This is a genomic window from uncultured Coprobacter sp., assembly GCF_947855755.1.
Lineage (GTDB): Bacteria > Bacteroidota > Bacteroidia > Bacteroidales > Coprobacteraceae > Coprobacter.
In genome coordinates, this window is record NZ_CANUAR010000011.1 from 28,045 (window position 1) to 48,994 (window position 20,950).

The window sequence follows — 20,950 nt, forward strand, 5'->3', positions numbered from 1 at the left end:
CTAATATGAAAAAAGGAATCATATCTCTCTGCCTGCTCTGCACTATAAGTGCCTTTGCACAGGAAACAACAAAACTGACGGCTGGAAAGCACAATGAATACGGGCTGATTTACTCTTTACCAAAGACCGTTTTCGATATAGAAGTCATAGCTACCCAAACAATCGTAAAAGCCGGTCCGTATTATAAATATGCAGAAAAATATCTGGGTGTACCGGTCAATATTACTGAGGACAAATCTTCATGGAAATTAGATAAAGCAACGATCAGCAGTTATGGAGTAGCGGATAAAGATCAACAATACTTAGTTCAATTTAAATCAGGAAGTGCTCCCTATATGTTTTTAAATAAAGACGGTTTATTACTATCGGTAAATACCGATCCTTTGCCGAGCAATGAAATATCAGACAGTCAGGGGAAAAAGAAAACTGCATCTCCATTAGAGAACAATGGATATGCTTCTGTTCTTACCGAAGAAATGCTTATTTCAGGTTCTACAGCCAAAATGGCGGAAGTAGCAGCCAAACAGATTTACCGGATACGTGAAAGCCGGATGGATCTTTCGACAGGTGACTCCGACCAAAAACCGGCAGACGGAGAAGCGTTAAAACTTATGTTGCAACAATTAGACGAACAAGAAAGAAACCTCACAGCTTTGTTTATGGGAACAACTCAAACACAAACCGTTGTAAAACATTTCACATGGATTCCCCAAGGAGAAACTGCCAATGAAGTAGTTTTCCGCATTTCAGATGTATCGGGAATAGTGGGAAAAACCGACCTTAGCGGAGACCCTATTTACATAAATTTAAAAATTACCGAAAAAGGGGAACTCCCGGTAGACGCAAAAGGGAAAGTCAAAGAAATGCCGAAAGGGGCTTTAGCTTATAATATTCCCGGAAAGGCCAAAGCTTCTTTAACGTATAACGGAAAAAATATTTTCTCCGGAGAATTTCAAGTTGCCCAATTCGGTGTCGTTTTCGGATTAGCACCTAACATGTTCGATAACAAAAAAGCTCCGGCCCATGTAACTTTTTATCCTGAAACCGGAGCAATCCGCGAAATAGGACAAACCAGCGATAAATAATCAAATTCAGAACGCATGAAAAATTTATTAATCGTATTATGTATTCTATCTGTTATTTTCGGAAATAGTTGTTCCGGAATATCACAACAAACAGAAAAGACCGAAAATCCAGTCATAGAAAATATATTATCTCGAAAAAGTGTCCGGGATTTTATCGGCAAAAAGGTCGAAAATGAAAAAATAGCGATATTATTAAAAGCCGGCATGGCCGCTCCCTCAGGGAGAGATCTTCGGCCTTGGGAACTGATCGTAATACAAAACCGTTCTACTCTCGATTCAATGGCTGCGGAGTTACCTTATGCAAAAATGCTGAATAAAGCACCAATGGCTATCATCGTATGCGGAGACTCCATTCGCTCATCTTATTGGTATCTCGATTGTTCTGCAGTTTCAGAAAACATTTTATTAGCAGCCGAATCGCTCGAACTGGGTGCGGTCTGGACTGCAGCCTACCCGTACGAGGATCGTATAAATACAGTACGGAAATATACAAATATTCCTGAAAATATTATTCCGCTCTGCGTTATACCTATCGGTTATCCGAATGGCTCACAATCGCCTAAAAATAAGTTCGACGAAAAGAAAATCCATTACGAAAAATTCTGACAGATTTTCAAATCAGTAAACAAAGTTATTAGAATAGAGTCCATTTACATTTACACTCTCTAAATATATACCGATATTCTTATCGTGATATTTAGAGAGTGTAAATGTTAAATATCCCGAACCTGAGAGCCTGTCTAAATTTTACTCGGGTCAGTTTTGAGAGTTTCTTACGAGGATATTTTTCTGATTTTACGAGTACTAAAGTTTAACAACTTGCTGCAATCGGATATCATCAGAAGATGCTCCTACCATAAAAACATAATTTCCTGACGGAGTAAAAAATTCACTTTTCTTTTCATCCCATATACGCAATTCTTTTTTAGGTACGGTAATAGTAACCGGAATGGTTTTCCCCTTAGCAATATGTACCCGTTCAAAGCCCTTCAATTGTTTTATAGGAACTTTCACTCCTATTTCAGGAAACCGCACATAAACCTGAGCGACTTCATCCCCATTATACTTTCCGCTATTCTTTATCGTAAACGACAGACGCACATTTTCGGCATCTTGATCGACAGACAGCTTACGATAATCAAATTTCGTATAACTCAATCCGTAACCGAATGCATATAAAGGTTTTCCGGTGAAATACATATATGTTCGGTTCTTTTGAACGGCATAATCATCAAAAGGAGGAAGATCGTCCAATGAGCGATAATAGGTAAGCGGTAAGCGTCCGGCTGGATTATAATCCCCGAACAAAGCTTCGGCAACAGTTGTTCCTCCTTGTTCTCCGGGATACCATGCATTAAGGATCGCAGGGACATGTTCGTCCATCCAATTTACAGCCAAAGAACTGCCGGCAACCAATACTACTGCCATTTTGGGATTCAACTTATAAGCCTCTTCAATAAAAAGTTCCTGATCCTTAGGCAATTCAATATGGTCACGATCACGACCTTCTCGTTCAATAGACTTATTGATACCCATAACGGCAATCGTCATATCGCATTCCTGAATAGCCTTTTTAGCATCTCCATAAAGGTCGAGAAGAGCCTTTTTCTCAAAATCAGGAGTACGCCAATATAATTTAGCCGAAGCTTCTCCAGCATTATCGAAATACTCGGCTACCAAACGATACTTTTTATCTTTTTCTAATGTCACGACTACGCTATCGGTTGTCAACCCTCTATTTTTCCACGAATCGATCACCATCTTATCATCTATATACAAACGACATCCGTCATCCGTCGCAAAAGCAAGAGTATATTTTCCTGAAACAGACGGAACTAAATCACCACTCCATCGAATCGATAACGGAGATTCGGGAAGGAACGGATCGGGAGCTTGATTAGCCGGTTCAAAATTTATATTTTCGTCAATACGTACTTGAGGACTCCCCTGTAAATGTTTATTATTATAGTACTCGGCTTTCAATCCATTCGGAAAATTCGCTTTAGTGATCATTTCATATCCTGAAGATGAAGATTTCCAAGGTGCATAAACGATTTTTACATCATCTCCTACTCGATTTCGGATTCCGTCCAAAACAGACACCGGAACATTTACCGGTTTCCCGCTGTAATCTCCGAACTCACAATTTCCGGCATTAATCCCGACTACAGCGATAGATTTCACCTTTTTAGGATTTATCGGCAAAAAATTATTTTCGTTTTTCAACAACACAAGACTCTGCCGTGCCGCCTCAAGAGCCATATTTTTATGTTTCTCGCATCCTACGATCGACGGAGACAAGGCATTGTAGGGGTTTTTCGCAGGATCATCGAACAGTCCCAACATCATGCGGGCACGCAATATCCGGTATGCCGCCGTATCTATTTCAGCTTCACTAACCATATATTGCTTATAGGCATTCATTAAAGGATCAATATAAACATTATCCCCGCATTCCAAGTCAAGACCGGCTTTCAACGCCAATGTAGCAGCCGCTTCAGGCGTTTTCACATATTTATGGTGAGTAACCAGCAGGCTCGGAGCACCACAATCCGATACGACATAACCGTTAAATCCCCAATCGGTGCGCAATACTTTCTTTAATAACCACGTATTCAAAGTACAGGGGACATCGTTAATGGCATTATATGCAGTCATAATCGATTGAGCCTTACCGTCGATAATACAACGCTCAAAGGCCGGAAGATAATATTCTCTCAAATCCCGCTCAGATATTTGAGGATTACATTCAAAACGGTTATGCTCTTCATTATTGGCAGCAAAGTGTTTCGGTGTAGAAACGACCTTTAAATAACGAGAATCATTACCCTGCAGCCCTTTCACAAAGGCAACTCCCAATTTACCGGAGAGAAAAGGGTCTTCCCCGTAAGTTTCTGGAGTACGTCCCCAGCGGGGATCGCGAGCCATATTGACTGTCGGAGACCAAAATGTCAGCAGATCGCTGAAAAGACGTTTCTGATCTTTTCCCCGATTCAACTCATTCCAACGGGCACGTGCTTCATCCGAAATCACAGTAGAAATTTCATACAGAAAATCGGGATTCCACATACTTGCCAATCCTATGGCTTGAGGAAATACGGTAAAATTACCGGGACGTACTATCCCATGCAACGCTTCATTGCCATGATAATATTTTTTTATTTCCAATCGGGGAATTCCGGGAGAAGTCGCCCGCAATAAAGAAATCTTTTCCTCGATCGTTAAACGAGATAACAAATCCATAATCCGCTCATGTTGAGGAGCATCCATGTCTTTATACACCTCTTTTTGAGCAAAAAGCGTTCCCGACAAGACAAAAACGAAAACGACAAATAGCAATTTTGTTTTATGTTTCATGTTGTATGTATGTATTGTGTTAAGAATTATTCAATTTATTAAAAACCGAAATCATCAATTTCCATTTCATCCTCTTTATTTATCTGTATCGGTTTTGCCTGTAAGTGAACGGGATTTCCTTCTATATGGATTGCCCGGAAAGGTCGCACCGGACATACATATTCGCACCCTCCGCAACCTACACAAATATCAGGGTTGATCTTAGGAATTGTCAATCCATCCCTATACGAAACCATTGTAACAGCTTGAGTAGGACAATGTTCGGCACATGCTCCACAATTGGTATTATCGGTGTGTACAATACAATTTTCCTCGATAAATACCACATGTCCCACCTGTGTAAGATGCTTCTCCTCTTTCGTCAAGGGTAATATCGCCTTATTCGGACAGATTTCAGAACAAAGTGTACAATCATAATTACAAAAACCGTTTTCAAAACTCATCACCGGCTGCAATATTCCTCCGATTCCGTATTCTAACAATGAAGGTTTCAACACATGAGAGGGGCATTTGCTTACACAAAGATGGCAGGCCGTACAATGTTGGTTAAAATGCTCTGCGCTGATCGATCCCGGAGGAGACAAAGGGTGCTCTCTTTTATAAGGTTTATTCCCTGTAAGCACCCTCATACTCTGGCTTACCGCCGACTTCGGTGCTGTTAATGCAACAGCGGTCAGAGTTGCGACAAAAGTACGCTTCGACATATCCGGTCTTTCAGATGAAATATTTTTTGGCGATCCTTTTTTATAGCGCAAAGTATAAGATATTGCTCCTTGATGACAATTATCGATACAATCAAAACAAACTACACAACGGCTATAATCAATTTCATGCTTTTTACTATCGATGCAAGAAGCCTTACATTTACGGGCACACAACCCGCAACCGTTACACTTAGAGGTATCGATATGTACTCTAAAAAGAGAATACTTCGAAATAAAACCCAATAAAGTTCCAACCGGACAAACGGTATTACAATATATTCTGCCATAACGATATGCCAAATAGCCGACAATCAATAACGTCATAAGGGCAATAACTAAAGCCGACACACTTGTCACGATAATATCCATATAGTAAAACGTATAGTTATCGAACATCGTAAAAATCCATGTTAAGAAATTATTTACGACTAAATACAAGGGCTTGAAAACATTGACTACGATACGTCCGTAAGCACTATAAGGATCGAGTAAACTAACCAAAATCATAAAACCCGAAAAACCGGCAACTACGATCAATAACAATATTCCCCATCTCCACCGGTTTAATGCCCGACGGTAATCATAATGCTTCTTTTTATTTCGTTTGCGGGAAACCCAGATAACTATATCTTGAAATATTCCCAAAGGACAAATAGCAGAGCAATACGATCTTCCGGTCAACCACGTTAATACCAGCAGAAACAACAATATCCCGACATTTAAACCCAATAACGCCGGAATAAATTGTATATGAGCTAAGACATGAAAAGAATCCGGCAAAACTCCGGCAAAATCGACTAAATAGAATGTGAGCAACAGAAATATCGTAAGCGATATCCCTATGCGTATTTTTCGTAACATAGTTTATAAGAATTCGATTTACAGCAAAAATATAATTACATCTTTAAACGTTTGACTTTCAGTCCATCCAAATTCATCGTACCAATCTTCAAAGCTTCTCCCTTAGCCAAATGTCCGACATCTTCCAGCGGCATAGTACGTATCTGATTAAAGAATTTGGTGGCAGCGGTATCTACTGCGACAATATCGGATGATATAAAAATAGCCTTGGGGGTTACGACATCTGCTGCCGAAGTTCCTCGCGGACCATTACTCTTCAATACCCTATAAGCATCTACGACATTCAACACGGCAGGTTTCCTGAAAGTACAAATATCTGCTATACACTGTTGCAAATCATTCTTATGAAAAGCGCCTCTATCCCAAACAATTCCCATGTGATTTTTCATGGATATAGTCAGATTAGCGCCACCGTGATGTTTCAGAATAGGAACATTTATCCACACATCACAATCGAGAATCGCATTATGAATTTTCGCTTTACGCAGATTCTTCCCCTGCGGAAGATCGACTTCCCTGTAATAAGTCTCTTCATTAGCCGGAACGACTTTTGCTTTCGCAGCTTCTGCGGCATCTTCTATTCCACTGTTCTTATAGCATTTACGCCAATCATCACAAGTATGATCAAAAACGACGACCTCTTTCGCTCCTGCTTTATAACACTGAGAAATAATTTCTTTTACGAGTTTCGGATTCGTATTCCCCGCAAGTTCCGGAACTTTATCCCATCCGATATTAGGTTTAACAACGACTTTATTACCGGGTTTCACAAATTTGCCTATTCCTCCCATCTCTGCAATTGCTTTCCGAAACATCATCTCCGGTTCTCCTCCCATAACAGCGACAAGATCATAAGCAGCCCCGGTTTTCACATTCCTGCCGCTTTGAGCAAGAATATCCATTGCGTCACTAAATTTAAATGTAGAAGCCAAGCCAGCCAAAGCGATTGTTCTTAAAAATTCCCGTCTCTCCATATATTTTTATTTGGAATCGCCAAGATATTCTGTACAAACAGCCAAAACATAATGAAAACCAGACACCTGAACGATTGTTTTTAACTTTCCAAATATACAAATAAATTATTTTTCAGCATTACTATTTTCTTTTTTCACTAAAAAAAATCGTTTCTACAAATTAGAGGCTGTTTAAATTTTCCAATAAAAAAATACTAAACACTATCAGGTCATTTTTGCATTTTCTTCCGGTCTTTTTCCCCGTTTTCCCTCGTCAGATAGCCCGCTATCATCCTCGTAAAAGCAGAAAAACATACTCAGAAGAAATTCTCAAAACTGACCCTGTAAAATTTAAACAGGCTCTAATCGGCTTTTATTATTTTTTATGTTTTGAGAAATCAACTCATCCGATATGCTTTAGGCGTCATTCCTGTATGTTGCTTAAAAAATTTCCCGAAAAAAGAGGGGTTCGGGAAATTCAGATCGTTCGAAATCTCCTGTATTGTTTTTCGAGTATATTTCAACTGTGATTTAGCATCAAAAATAAGTGCGGTCTTTATCCATTCCGAAATCGTCTTTCCGCTTACTTCACGTATTATTCTTGTCAAATACTTATCGGTAAGGCACAACTTCCCGGCATAAAAGCCGACACTCCGTTCTGTTTTATAGTGGGTTACAATTAGCTGCATCAATTCCTTAAACAATATTTCATTTCTATTCAACTGCTGAGGAGCAGCCATTAATGTGCGTCGAAAAATAGCACTGACTTCATAACAAAATCCCATGAACAAAGACTGAACGATCTCTTTACGATAAATATGGTCGGTTCTCATCAATTTGCTCCGAATGAACTCTATAAAAGAAAACAACATCTCAGAATCTTTCTCATCAAGGTTAATTTTCGGATTATCCTTAACATGCAGAAAGAGCTGAATATTAGCTTTCATACTTTTGTCTGACAAAAAATCGGTAGATGCTCCCATCGCATATAATAAAAGATCATCGCTTCTATCTCCTAACTGAATAATAGAACCGGGTAAAATAAAGAAAAAGTCGTTCGGTTTTACCGAATACCGAATAAGATCTATAACCAATTCACAATTTCCGTTACGACATACAATCATGATCAGACCATCCAAACGAAACGGATAATTAAAAGCCGAATCAGGCACTTTTCCTTGTATGGACATAAAAAATTCATCGGAAATCTGTTCATCTACATAATTCCGATTCACAGTTTTTTCCATCGAAATAACCGGAATATCTCTCACTTTCATAAACAATACACTCTATTGCAACAAATATAAAACAATTTTACAAGTTCGCTTACAAGAAATTACGATTAGAGCATTTTTAGAGAAAATCAGAACTTTCCCGATATTCCATTCCCCGTTACCTTTGCTTTTGAAAAGTCACATATATGCCTGAATCAATAAAAAAATATATCGTAAAAATTATTTTCTGCATAGAAATATCATTCCTTTCGGGATGCGAATTAATAGAATATCATCCATACGATACCCGTATTTACGGCGATAAGGGAATTAATTACACACAAATTGAAAAAATAGAGAATTCTTGCTCATCAAAAGAATCCATCCATTTTATTCTTATGGGCGACAGCCAACGTTGTTATGACGAAACCGAAGATTTCGTACACCATGTAAACGCCCGAAATGATATAGATTTTGTTATACACGGAGGAGACGTTTCAGATTTCGGATTAACAAGGGAATTTATCTGGGCTCGTGATATCATGAATAAACTGAATGTTCCTTACGTTACTCTTATAGGAAATCACGATGTATTAGGTAACGGAAAAGCAGTCTTCGAAGAGATATTCGGCACTGACAATTTCTCTTTTATAGCAGGTAAAACTAAATTCGTATGTTTAAATACGAATGCCCTCGAATATGATTATTCACATCCTGTACCGGACTTCAATTTTCTGAATTCGGAAATGACAACCCGGCAAGATGAATACACACAAACCGTTGTCGTAATGCACGCTAAACCGTATTGCGACCAATTCAATAATAATGTTGCAGAATATTTTCATTACACATTGAAAAATTTCAAAAATCTGAGGTTCTGCCTGCATGCTCACGAACATAACACAAAAGAAACCGATATTTTCGAAGACGGAACAATCTATTACGGATGTCCTTCCATGGATAAACGCAGTTACTTGCTATTCACCTTAACTCAAAATGAATACAGTTATGAAGAAATTTTTTTCTAACTTGCTAGTAATTCTGTTTTCCGTGTATCCGCTAAGCCTTTTTGCACAAACAGAAACGGATCATGCGAACGAACGTCTTCTCACGGCATGGCAAAAAATGATACCACGTTATACCAAAATTCAATTTGCAGGCGGAATGGGTCTGCTTTCGGCAGGTGTCGGGTGGAATTACGGTCACAATAAAAACTGGGAAACAGAAGTGTTGTGGGGATTTGTCCCGTCTTTCAGCAACAATCGAACCAAACTTACCATGACATTACGGGAAAATTATGTTCCTTGGTCTGTACGGCTCGGAAAAGGCTGGAGCTTACAACCTCTAAGTTGCGGTATATATATCAATACGATTTTCGACGGGAATTTATGGATCAAAGAACCAAAAAAATATCCGAACGGTTATTATTGGTTTTCTACCAAAATACGTACTCATGTACAACTCGGACAACGGATATCTTTTTATGATAAAAAATTCATACGCAGAACAATGTCTCTTTTTTACGAATTAAGTACTTGCGACCTCTATATATTGAATGCATGCAGTAACCGATATGTTCGATTATCCGATATTTTAAGCCTTTCTTTCGGATTTAGAATACAATTAATCTAATACGCCGTTCGCCTTTTCTGAAATTCTACAAAAATTCAGAGTAGGTTAAGAGCCTGTCGTCTAAATTTTCCGATAAGGAATCGATGTTGTCTTATTTTTCGTTATTTTTGCACGAATCGATAAGAAAGAATGACATGAATATCCAAATAACCGCACCATCTTCCTGCCGGATCACGATACAGCTTCCGGCATCGAAAAGTATAAGTAACCGGGCTTTGATATTAAATGCACTAAGTTACAGCCCATATAATATCCAAAACTTATCGGATTGCGATGATACGCAAGTAATGGTAAAAGCGTTGGAGTCAAATGACAACTATTTCGATATCCATGCCGCAGGTACGGCAATGCGATTTATGACGGCATTCTTATCTAAAATCGTAGGAGAATGGATAATTACAGGGTCTGAACGAATGAAACAACGACCTATCGGATTATTGGTCGATGCTCTTCGTTCATTAGGCGCTCGTATCGAATACATTGAAAACGAAGGCTATCCTCCCCTTCGGATTTTCGGAAGCGCGTTAGAAGGCGGGGAATTAAGCCTGAACGGGAATGTCAGTTCTCAATATATTTCTGCTCTTCTGATGATCGCACCTTATATGAAAGCAGGATTGACGCTTACTCTCTCCGGAAATATCATTTCGAAGCCGTATATCCTCATGACATTGCAAATGATGAAACAGTTCGGTGTTACCGCTCAATGGAACGGGAATGTCATTCGTGTAGCTCCGGCAGAATATAAACCTACCGCATTCAAAGTAGAATCGGACTGGTCGGCCGCATCTTATTGGTATGAGATAGCGGCTTTATCTCCTTCAGCCGAAATAGAATTAATAGGACTGCAAAAAAACAGCGTACAAGGAGATTCCAAAATCGCCGATTTTTTTGTTCCGTTAGGAATAAATACTCAGTTTACCGAAACCGGAATAAAACTCAGACGCAATGGCGAGCGGTGCAAAAAATTAACGCTCGACCTCTCCGATCAACCCGATCTGGCACAAACTTTAGTAACGACTTGCGCGTTTAAGAATATAGCGTTCAGATTTTCGGGTTTACAATCTCTCAAAATCAAAGAGACCGACCGTATCGAAGCTCTGAAACGGGAGCTAAGAAAATTGGGATATGAGATTAATGATATACAAAATTCTATTCTCGAATGGAACGGAGAACGTTGTAAAACAGGAGATAGCGTTTCGATCGACACATACGACGATCACCGTATGGCTATGGCTTTTGCTCCGGCGGCATTCATACTTCCGGGAATTCAAATCAATCACCCGGAAGTCGTCAGCAAATCATACCCTTCTTTCTGGGACGATATGAAAAGCGCCGGGTTTGATATACGGGAACAATAAAACTAACGACAGACAAATGTTATACATAATAGCATCCATCATTATCTTGGGATTCGTTTCCGCATGGTTGGATAAACGTTACAAACGGAAGTTAAAACAAAAAATAGATTCGGGAGAAATTCCGAACCCGCAACATCTGCAACCCGATGATTCAGAATGTTGCGGAATGCATGAAATCTGCGAAAAAGAAAGCTTGCTTGCAGCGGTAAGTAAAGATATAGAATATTACAATGATGAAGAACTCGACATTTTTAAAGGCCGCCACTCAGATAGCTATAATGCTGCCGAAACTGCCGAATTCGGAGAAGTGTTATATACGCTCCGCAGTGAAGAGATTGCCGGATGGGTCAGAAGTCTCCAACTCCGGGGAATAGAATTGCCCGACTCGTTAAAAGACGAAGTACTGCTCATTGTAGGAGAACGAAGAGAAAATTCCTGATATTTTTATCTCTTTTTTTAGTAAGATCATGTCGGACATATTACAATATACTTTTTTTCAGAACGCTTTATTTGCAGTCATCTTGATCGGTCTGGCCGGAGGCATTATAGGGACTTATATCGTTACTCGTCGTATGGTATTTATTACGGGTGGGATCACTCATGCTTCTTTCGGAGGGTTGGGGCTCGGATTTTTTCTTGGAATCAGCCCGACTTTATCCGCGCTATTTTTTGCAGTCTTGTCTGCACTCGGTGTGGAATGGATGTCCCGAAGAAACGGAGTTCGTGAAGACTCCGCGATCGCAGCGTTCTGGGCATTGGGGATGGCTATCGGAATCATCTGCATCTTCATGACACCGGGATATACACCAGAATTAAGCGAGTTTCTTTTCGGGAATATTCTGACCATAACCCATACAGATTTAATTCTGTTTTCACTATATACCGCCGGATTAATTCTCGTATTCATACTATTCTATCGGCATATCGTATATACAGCCTTTGACTGGGATTTTGCGGCAACCCGCAAACTTCCCGTACGTCTGATAGAATATGGCATGACATTTCTGGTATCGGTTTGCGTAGTTCTCACAATCCGGTTAGTCGGCATCATGTTGCTAATGTCACTGCTCACCGTACCGCAAATGATATCCGACCTATTTTTCAACCGATATAAACAAATCATTTACAGTTCTATCATATTAAGTATTCTGTCAGGAATAACCGGACTCGTAATTTCCTACTATATCAATGTTCCGGCAGGAGCTTGTATCGTATTTATATTAGTAATTTTTTACGGGATGGCGAGAATGTCGATATGGGGCAGTCGTTTACGAAAATCCCGGAATTGAGTTTTTTACATTTTAAAAACAATAAAACAGCATTTTACAGGTTTATTTTAATAGGAACTTTTAATCATAAGATTACATTTGAGACGAATCTATCTCCATATCACTTTTATTGCATTGTGCCTGTTTACCGTTTTTTCATGTTCGGTGAAGAAAAACACAAAACTGAGCCGTTCTTACCAGGCAATGACTACCCGTTACAATGTTTATTTCAACGGTATAGAAAATTATAAAGAACAGTTGAAAAATATGGAGAGCAATTATGAAGATAACTTTACCCGATTAGTGCACATGCATCCGGTCAGTGCATACGGAAATCCTAAAGAAACTAAACCGAACGGAAGTTTCGATCGCACCATAGAAAAATGCCAAAAAGCAATAAAGTTACACTCTATTCAAAAAAAACCGAAACGGAATCAGAATAAGATGCATGACCCCAAATACAGGGAATATGTAAAAAGAGGAGAATTTAATCCTTTTATCCATAATGCATGGCTGCTCATGGGGAAAGCACAATTTTATAAAGGAGACTTTCTTGCCGCCTCGGCAACATTTATTTATATTACTCGCCATTTTACATGGAAACCCGATCTGATTGCAGAATCCAGAATATGGCTCGCCCGTTGTTATCTTGAAATGGGTTGGATGTATGAAGCAGAAGATGTTTTGCAGAAAATCAACAACGATGGTCTTCCGTCTAAACTCAACAATTGGTTTTCTACCGTAAATGCAGACTTTTTAATACGTAACGGAGAATATAAACAGGCAATCCCATATTTGCAAACAGCAATAAAAGCCGAAAGTAAAAAAGCCCAGAAAATACGAATGAATTTTCTGTTGGCGCAACTTTATGCCCTGACCAATAATAATCAAGCTGCTTATCAGACTTTCGGCAAAGTGATAAAGATGAGCCCACCTTACAGAACCGAGCTGAATGCCAGAATAAAGCAAACCGAAGTATTTCCGGGAGGTGATATCGAAAAGATAGTGAAAACGCTGAATAAAATGGCTAAAAGCCCGAAAAATAAAGATTACTTAGACCAAATCTATTATGCTTTAGGGAATTTATATCTTTCACGTCAAGATACGACAAATGCTATAAAAAACTATATCCTCGCTGCACAAAAAAGTACCCGTGAAGGTATCGAAAAAGCAATTAGTCAGCTGACTTTGGGGAATATTTATTTCAACCAACGTAAATACACTAAAGCTCAACCTTGTTATGCTGAAGCAATACCTTTGATTGACGAGACATACCCGGACTATGCACAATTGGTAAAACGCTCTGAAGTATTGGATGAACTGGCAATCCATGCACAGAACGTAGAACTACAAGACAGTCTGCAGCAACTGGCAGCACTACCCGAGCCTGAAAGAATGAAGATTATCCAGCAAAAAATAGATGACCTTATCGCTGCCGAAAAAAAAGCTGAGGAGGAAGCAAAGAAAGAAGCATATCTTGCAGAACAGCAAGGAAATGTTCCGCAATTCGGAAATCAGGGCGGAGCTCAACAACCGACAATCCCAAATATGAACCTCGGTAACGGAAGCAATGCTTGGTATTTTTATAATCCGGCTTTAGTATCTGCCGGTAAAACAGAGTTCCAGAGAAAATGGGGACGCAGAAAACTGGAAGACGACTGGCGTCGGCGCGATAAAGCATCGTTTTCTATGGATGACCTGACCGGAACAGATGAAACCGCCGATTTGGAAAATGAAGATGGAGAACACGAAACAACGGACGACACAGCCGTGTCTGATACGACACAAGTCAACGAACCAAGTAATGATCCGCATAAACCGGAATTTTATATACAGCAACTCCCGCTAACTCCTGAAGATATTGCCACATCGAACGAAATAATCGCCGACGGGCTTTTCAATATGGGAATTATTCTGAAAAATCAATTAGGAGATTTCGATGCTTCATTAGATGCATTCAATCGCCTTGACAACCAATTTCCTCAAAACGATTTCCGTCTTGAAGCCTACTATAACACATATTTGATATATATGCAATTAGGTGATATAGCAATGGCAGATAATTACAAGAACCGGATTATAAAAGATTTTCCGGAAAGTAAATATGCAATAGCGTTAGCAGACCCGAACTACCTCGATAATTTGAGAAAAATGGACTCGATGCAAGATTCTATATACAATAAAACATATCAGGCTTATTTGGAAAACAGAAACGAGGAGGTTCACGAATTATACCATTACATGAAAAAAACTTATCCGTTATCAAAACTGATGCCGAAGTTTATGTTGGTAGATGCACTCGCCTATGTAAACGAAAAAAGGATAGACGAATTCAAAAATGGACTGAAAGAATTGTTGGAAAAATATCCGACTGAAGATGTCAGCCCTCTGGCTACAGACATGCTAAAAGGGATAGCGCAAGGTAAATCGGTATTATCCGGAACAGGAAAATCTAATATTTGGGAATTACGCTTAGGAAACAATATGACTAACGATTCTACCGGAATGGCAACAGACTCGATAGCTCCGTTCACAATGGATAAAGAATCTCCACACCTGCTTGTTTTGGTATATCCGACAGACAGTATTTCTTCGAACCAATTATTATTCGACGTCGCAAAATATAATTTTTCAAACTTTTTGATTAAGGATTTTGATCTGGAAATAATCTCCTTTAACGAAATTAGTATGCTTGTTATCAAAGGATTTAATAACTTTGACGAACTAACTCTTTATCGTCGTATGATCGGGAGTGAAAAAGGGATGAGATTCCCCGATACCGTCAGACCGGTAATGATTAGCGAATCGAACTTCAAGTTACTACTCGAGGGACGGAGTTTCGATGAATATTTCCATTTTCTTGAGCAAAACCAATAAATAGTATGAGAAACGAACTAATACTTTGGGCAGACGATGAAATAGATTTATTAAAACCTCATATCCTTTTCTTAAAACAAAAGGGTTATGAAGTTATTACGGTTTCCAATGGACGCGATGCTTTGGAAATGTCTGAGAAAGAGCATTTCGACTTGATTATATTGGACGAAAACATGCCCGGATTGAGCGGGTTGGAAACTCTTAGCCGAATCAAGGAAACAAATCCGGATGTACCGGTAGTCATGATTACGAAAAATGAAGAGGAGAATATCATGACTCAGGCTATCGGCAACAAGATCGCCGATTACTTGATAAAACCCGTAAATCCGAATCAAATACTGTTATCTATCAAAAAGAACCTTTATCAAAAAGAAATAATCTCGGAAAAAGCGACTTCCGGATATCAGCAGGAATTCAACAAAATCAGTTCCCAAATCAATGATTCATTCTCATGGGAAGACTGGTATGAGGTATATAAAAAATTAGTATTCTGGGAACTCGAACTCGAAGAGACTGACAGTAACATGGGTGATTTGCTGAGAATGCAAAAAACCGAAGCCAATTCTGCTTTTACAAAGTTCATTAAAAAAAACTATGAAAAATGGGTCACCACAGACGAGCATCCGTTGATGAGCCACGAGTTATTTAAAAACAGAATATTCCCGTTATTGGATCAAGGAGAAAAAGTATTCTTTATCTTGATCGACAATTTCAGACTCGATCAGTGGAGAATGATAAAACCGTTACTCAACGAATACTATACTTTTAATGAAGAACTCTACTTCAGCATTCTGCCCACAGCGACTCAATATGCCCGAAACGCAATATTCTCGGGATTGATGCCGGATAAGATATCGAAAATGTTCCCGGAACTTTGGGTAGATGAAGAGGAAGAGGAAGGAAAAAATTTGAATGAAGCGCCATTAATTCAGACCCAAATAGATCGTTTTCGTAAAAAATACAGTTTTTCCTATAACAAAATCAACGAATCGCAATTCGGAGATAAACTGATTCAGAATTTTGCTCAATTAGAACGTAACCAACTGAATGTTTGCATACTCAATTTTGTGGATATGCTGTCTCATGCCCGTACCGAATCGAAAATGATACGGGAATTGGCTTCTACAGATGCTGCATACCGATCTCTTACAGAATCATGGTTCAAACATTCATCGGCTCTCGACCTTTTTAAAAGAATAGCCGAAACCGACTACAAAATCATACTGACTACCGATCACGGAACAATTAATGTCGATAACCCGATCAAAGTAGTAGGAGATCGCAATACGAATACGAATTTGCGCTATAAAGTCGGCAAAAATATGAGTTATAATCCCAAACAGGTTTACGAAATTAAAAATCCTAACCGTTTCGGGCTTCCGTCTCCGAACGTAAGTTCGACTTATATTTTTGCAACGAACCGGGATTTTTTAGCTTACCCGAACAATTACAACTACTATGTAGGATATTATAAAGATACTTTCCAACACGGAGGTATTTCAATGGAGGAAATGATGATTCCTTTTATAACACTGTCAAAGAAATAACATAAAACAATTTATGCAAACTATTACAATTAATAATTTAGATAACATCAGAGAGGCTGCACGAGAGTTTATTTCTCGAATGGGAAACACCACCGTATTTGCTTTTCGAGGGAAAATGGGTGTCGGAAAAACAACTTTTATCAAAGCTATATGTGAAGAACTCGGTGTCGAAGACGTAATAAACAGTCCGACTTTTGCCATTGTCAACGAATATCGCTCAGCAACCGGAGAACTCATTTACCATTTTGATTTTTATCGGATCAATAAACCCGAAGAAGCTTATGATTTCGGATATGAAGATTACTTTTACAGCGGTGCTCTCTGTTTTATCGAATGGCCTGAGAAAATAGAAGACTTGTTACCCGGAGACTGCGCCAATATCATTATCACCGAAAATGAAAACGGAAGTCGAAGCGTAACCAGCGAAGAACTTGAATAATTTTAAATATAAGAGTCTGTCGTAAATTTTCCGATAAAAAAATATTATCAGGTCATTTTTGCGTTTTCTTCCGGTCTTTTTTCCCGTTTTCCCTCGTCAGATAGCCCGCTATCCTCCTCCTAAAACGGAAAAATATCCTCGAAAGAAACTCTCAAAACTGACCCGAGCAAAATTAAGACAGGCTCTAAGATCTTGTCTAAATTTTGTACAGATATCTTTTGAGAACTGTTTTCGAAAGTACCTTTTTGATTCCGATAAAGAGTCCGGAAATTCAGACAGGGTCTTAAAAGATTACAACCTTTCATCGTATCCGATAATGATTATCAGTAAATATATTATCTCTATTTTCTTCGCATGTTTAGGTACATTATCGATATGTGCCGCTATTGCAAACTGGGATTGGTTTTTCAACACAAACAATGGAAAAATTTTCGTTCGCTTATTTAAACGGACAGGAGCTCGTATTTTTTATATAATATTGGGAATTCTCATTTGGATAATGGCCATTTCTATATATACTGAAATAAATTAATTCTCTTAGAACCTGTCTTAATTTTCCAATTAGAAAATATTATCAGGTCATTTTTGCGCTTTCTTCCGGCCTATTTTCCCGTTTTCACTCGTCAGATAGCCCGCTATCATCCTCATAAAAACAGAAAAATATCCTCGTAAGAAACTCTCAAATCTGACCCGAGCAAAATTTAGACAAGCTCTTAGAACCTGTCTTAATTAACATTTTAAAATATATTCGAAACATATCATTTTTTTATCCCGCAATCGTTGTTTTCACTTTTATTAACTATATAAATACTTCATTATTCAGGATAACTATATATTATAATATATAAGCAATTATACAAAATATTGACAATCAATCAAATAATTAAAAATAAAAGTTTATTTAAACGCTGCATGTCAAATTAATTATTGTAAACATATATATACCTTTTATTTTTTAGCATACATTTGTATTGCAAAATAAAACGAACAACCATTAAAAGTTTCGTATTTATATGCAATCTTTTCAAACAAACTTTTAAAGTATAACTAAAACTTGAAAATGTATGAAAAAGCTACTTTTAGCAACCGCTGTATGTTTATTGGCATCAGCAAACTCTTTTGCTCAGTACAAACCCGAAGCCGGAACAGTAACTACTGAAATTCAGTTCAATCCGTTTAACCAAGACAATGAAAATTTCTCAATTGACGGTTTGAAATTGCGTTACTTCTTCAACGAAAAACATGCTCTTCGTCTGAATTTAGGTTTTGGTGTAAATTCTAATAAGTTCTCAAATGAAGGGGTACTTGACGATGCAGATAAGACATCATGGAGCAAAGATATCAAATCAAAACAAGGAAACTTCAACTTAGGCGTAGGATATGAATATCACATCGACATCGCACCTCGTCTATCGGTATATGTAGGAGGTGAAACAGGATTCCTTTTAGAAAATGCTAAAACAACTTTCAATACAAAAACAGGAAATGTTGAAACAGATCTTACATTTAAAAATCTCTACACTGATGCATCAACTTTTGACCCAGATTTAAATAATAATCCTCTTGCTGGATGCACCCCAAGTGGTAAATTTTCTTTCTATTTGAAAGCGTTGACAGGTTTTGATTTCTATATGTACAAAGGTTTATACTGTGGTACTGAATTCTGGTTAGGTCTTCAAACCTCAAATTATAAAAAATTAGGTTTAGAAGGTAAAATCGATGGAACAGATATTGATAAAGATGAATATAAAAATGACTCCAAAAAAACCGATTTAGAATTGTTATTTAATGTTGTTCCTTCAATTCGTTTAGGTTGGAGATTTTAATTAAGAACTTATTCTGTAATTACATAAAATGCGCGGAAAAATATTTCGCGCATTTTTATTTTTCGTTCCGGCGCAAAGCCTGTACGATAATCTCTCCTTTAAAATAAATTATCAACGAACAAACGATGATCAGCATTCCTGACACCGTAGTTATCGTAGGATATTCTCCGGCAAGCATAACCCAACTCAAAACCGCGCCTAAAATAGGATTGATAAGACGGCACATATTTATATCCGAAACTTTAGCGCCTTTCGACTGCAAAGCCATAAACCAAAAACTGAATGCAAAAACAGATATGAAGATAAGCACTCCCAAACTTATATAAAAACCCGCAGGCTTGCTGATAAACGAATGATACCCTTCGGTACAAATACCTACACCATAAATCAAAGCTCCACCAAAAAACATTTGAACGGCATTCAGAAAAACAGGATCTATCTTTCCTTTATCTTCAGAAACAGAAATAGCCGAATATCCCTGCAATATAATATTAAGCAACAATAAAACTATTCCGCATATACTTTTTAAATCGAGCGGTTCTCCATCATTTCCCATGCCGATAATCAGAAGCAGTCCCGTTAAACTGACTATCAGACTAACGATCTTATAGATATTGAGTTTATCATTCTTAGCTATCAAATGGGCAAGAACGACATTTATAATAGGTGTCATCCCCATAACGATAGAAGAGATAGCTCCACTCACAAAATCAACGCCGAAATAGAACGCCGAGTAGCCGAAAAACATATTGATAAAAATCAAATTCAAAAAAAGACGCTTATGCAATAATATCTCTTTCCACATACCTTTATGCCATGTATATGCAAAAAGAATCATACCTACCGCCGTAAAACGTAATCCGGCAAAATTCATCGGAGTGAAATCATAGCTCAATCCTTGTTTTATAAACGGATTTACAATTGCCCATAAAAACGAGGCAGCAATTGCATACATCAAACCTTTTTTTATAATCGAGAAAAAATAAAGGGAGACAAAAGCAGATTCTGTTCCTGATTAGAAAATCAACGTGCTGTTATATGAAAACAACCCTGCTTAATTTCATATTTGACATAACAAGCATCTCTTTTTTTTAAGCTCAGTAATACTTCTGCCAAAATATGTTTCAGTTGTTCTTTAGGAATTAAATACCTGTCATCCGTAGCAACAAAACGAGAATAAGCAATATCGAATGTAGTTCCGTAACGATGAGCAGAATTCGCACTTGCATTCCCATTCTTTTTCCGTAAACGTTTAACATCTTGATCTACCCGGAGAACACTGGTAACCAAAATCTGATAGCTTCCTCCTCCCCGACTTTCCAGAGAATCGATAAAGTTTTTTCCGATAGTCTCCAACAATTCTTTTGCTTTCGGCACGAGATAGGGTATAGAGTGGGTAAGAGAATCTACTTTATAATATTCGCAATCTGTTATCTCACATAAATGTATATTTCCGGAGAGCGCCTCTTCTCTGGACGACGCCGGAACAATTCCCAAACGACGAGCGGCTTCGAGATGCCGGTCATTCATATCGTTGAATGCCCGAGAAAAACGCCCGAACGGAATAATTTTCAAATCTTTTTCTACCGTGATTACTTTTTCCTTCGACTTTCCGCATGAAAAACCGGATACTGCTAAAACAAAAATCAAGAGATAAACAATTCTTTTCACACACTTATTTTTACGGATGAATACGAGACAAACTTAAAAAAAGTTTCCCGGTTAGAAAAACAATCTTTGAAGAAATCCCGTATAAAACAAAAAGAAAAAACTTCATTACAAATATTTTGTTATACCTTTAAGGTCTATTAAAAAAAAATCTTAGAGAG

General features: G+C 38.1%; 18 protein-coding genes. 12 read left to right on the forward strand and 6 right to left on the reverse strand.

The genetic code is table 11. The features are described from left to right. Nucleotides 1-5: 5 nt before the first annotated feature. Nucleotides 6-1,085: a DUF4831 family protein gene (locus Q0093_RS07625; RefSeq protein ID WP_297929437.1), complete on the forward strand. Its 1,080-nt coding sequence runs from the start codon at nucleotides 6-8 to the stop codon at nucleotides 1,083-1,085. Between the two features lie 15 nt (nucleotides 1,086-1,100). Next, nucleotides 1,101-1,691, forward strand: a complete 591-nt coding sequence (locus tag Q0093_RS07630; protein WP_294178626.1) for a nitroreductase family protein — start codon at nucleotides 1,101-1,103, stop codon at nucleotides 1,689-1,691. A 198-nt stretch (nucleotides 1,692-1,889) separates the two neighbouring features. On the opposite strand, the gene Q0093_RS07635 is transcribed toward Q0093_RS07630, so the two are convergent. The 4 genes from Q0093_RS07635 to Q0093_RS07650 all read right to left on the reverse strand — a co-directional run bounded on the left by Q0093_RS07635 (nucleotide 1,890) and on the right by Q0093_RS07650 (nucleotide 8,237). Continuing rightward, nucleotides 1,890-4,442 carry a glycoside hydrolase family 3 protein gene (locus tag Q0093_RS07635; protein WP_297929439.1) on the reverse strand — a complete coding sequence of 851 codons (2,553 nt, stop codon included), beginning with the start codon at nucleotides 4,440-4,442 and terminating at the stop codon, nucleotides 1,890-1,892. Nucleotides 4,443-4,480: 38 nt separating this feature from the next. Then, on the reverse strand, nucleotides 4,481-6,007 hold the full coding sequence (locus Q0093_RS07640) for a 4Fe-4S binding protein (RefSeq protein WP_297929441.1): 1,527 nt from the start codon (nucleotides 6,005-6,007) through the stop codon (nucleotides 4,481-4,483). A 35-nt stretch (nucleotides 6,008-6,042) separates the two neighbouring features. Beyond that, nucleotides 6,043-6,981: a DUF362 domain-containing protein gene (locus Q0093_RS07645; RefSeq protein ID WP_297929443.1), complete on the reverse strand. Its 939-nt coding sequence runs from the start codon at nucleotides 6,979-6,981 to the stop codon at nucleotides 6,043-6,045. A gap of 377 nt (nucleotides 6,982-7,358) precedes the next feature. Then, on the reverse strand, nucleotides 7,359-8,237 hold the full coding sequence (locus Q0093_RS07650) for an AraC family transcriptional regulator (RefSeq protein ID WP_297929444.1): 879 nt from the start codon (nucleotides 8,235-8,237) through the stop codon (nucleotides 7,359-7,361). Nucleotides 8,238-8,380: 143 nt separating this feature from the next. Between Q0093_RS07650 and Q0093_RS07655 the strand changes: the two genes are divergently transcribed. The 10 genes from Q0093_RS07655 (at nucleotide 8,381) to Q0093_RS07700 (ending at nucleotide 19,121) form a co-directional block, all read left to right on the forward strand. Then, nucleotides 8,381-9,202 carry a metallophosphoesterase gene (locus Q0093_RS07655; RefSeq protein WP_297929446.1) on the forward strand — a complete coding sequence of 274 codons (822 nt, stop codon included), beginning with the start codon at nucleotides 8,381-8,383 and terminating at the stop codon, nucleotides 9,200-9,202. Then, nucleotides 9,183-9,806 carry a hypothetical protein gene (locus tag Q0093_RS07660; RefSeq protein ID WP_297929448.1) on the forward strand — a complete coding sequence of 208 codons (624 nt, stop codon included), beginning with the start codon at nucleotides 9,183-9,185 and terminating at the stop codon, nucleotides 9,804-9,806. The genes Q0093_RS07655 and Q0093_RS07660 overlap by 20 nt, the downstream gene beginning before the upstream one ends. A gap of 134 nt (nucleotides 9,807-9,940) precedes the next feature. Beyond that, on the forward strand, nucleotides 9,941-11,164 hold the full coding sequence (gene aroA / locus Q0093_RS07665; protein WP_297929450.1) for a 3-phosphoshikimate 1-carboxyvinyltransferase: 1,224 nt from the start codon (nucleotides 9,941-9,943) through the stop codon (nucleotides 11,162-11,164). A gap of 16 nt (nucleotides 11,165-11,180) precedes the next feature. Then, nucleotides 11,181-11,603, forward strand: a complete 423-nt coding sequence (locus tag Q0093_RS07670; protein WP_297929452.1) for a phospholipase — start codon at nucleotides 11,181-11,183, stop codon at nucleotides 11,601-11,603. Between the two features lie 28 nt (nucleotides 11,604-11,631). Continuing rightward, complete coding sequence (locus tag Q0093_RS07675) at nucleotides 11,632-12,453, forward strand: metal ABC transporter permease (protein WP_297929454.1); 822 nt, start codon at nucleotides 11,632-11,634, stop codon at nucleotides 12,451-12,453. 78 nt (nucleotides 12,454-12,531) lie between these two features. Beyond that, the gene (locus tag Q0093_RS07680; protein WP_297929456.1) at nucleotides 12,532-15,309 is read left to right on the forward strand and encodes a tetratricopeptide repeat protein; all 2,778 of its coding nucleotides are present in this window, start codon (nucleotides 12,532-12,534) and stop codon (nucleotides 15,307-15,309) included. Between the two features lie 5 nt (nucleotides 15,310-15,314). Further along, nucleotides 15,315-16,856, forward strand: coding sequence for a bifunctional response regulator/alkaline phosphatase family protein (locus Q0093_RS07685; protein WP_294178651.1), 1,542 nt, complete (start codon nucleotides 15,315-15,317; stop codon nucleotides 16,854-16,856). A gap of 13 nt (nucleotides 16,857-16,869) precedes the next feature. After that, the gene (gene tsaE / locus Q0093_RS07690) at nucleotides 16,870-17,295 is read left to right on the forward strand and encodes a tRNA (adenosine(37)-N6)-threonylcarbamoyltransferase complex ATPase subunit type 1 TsaE (RefSeq protein ID WP_297929459.1); all 426 of its coding nucleotides are present in this window, start codon (nucleotides 16,870-16,872) and stop codon (nucleotides 17,293-17,295) included. 316 nt (nucleotides 17,296-17,611) lie between these two features. After that, nucleotides 17,612-17,827, forward strand: coding sequence for an immunity 17 family protein (locus tag Q0093_RS07695; RefSeq protein ID WP_297929461.1), 216 nt, complete (start codon nucleotides 17,612-17,614; stop codon nucleotides 17,825-17,827). A gap of 532 nt (nucleotides 17,828-18,359) precedes the next feature. Then, entirely contained in the window at nucleotides 18,360-19,121 is a 762-nt protein-coding gene (locus Q0093_RS07700; protein ID WP_297929463.1) for an outer membrane beta-barrel protein, read from the forward strand. A gap of 55 nt (nucleotides 19,122-19,176) precedes the next feature. Here Q0093_RS07700 and Q0093_RS07705 read toward each other — a convergent pair whose 3' ends face one another. Both Q0093_RS07705 and Q0093_RS07710 read right to left on the reverse strand, forming a co-directional pair. Beyond that, the gene (locus Q0093_RS07705) at nucleotides 19,177-20,091 is read right to left on the reverse strand and encodes a DMT family transporter (protein WP_297929518.1); all 915 of its coding nucleotides are present in this window, start codon (nucleotides 20,089-20,091) and stop codon (nucleotides 19,177-19,179) included. Nucleotides 20,092-20,144: 53 nt separating this feature from the next. After that, complete coding sequence (locus Q0093_RS07710; RefSeq protein WP_297929464.1) at nucleotides 20,145-20,792, reverse strand: DUF5715 family protein; 648 nt, start codon at nucleotides 20,790-20,792, stop codon at nucleotides 20,145-20,147. Nucleotides 20,793-20,950 lie beyond the last annotated feature (158 nt).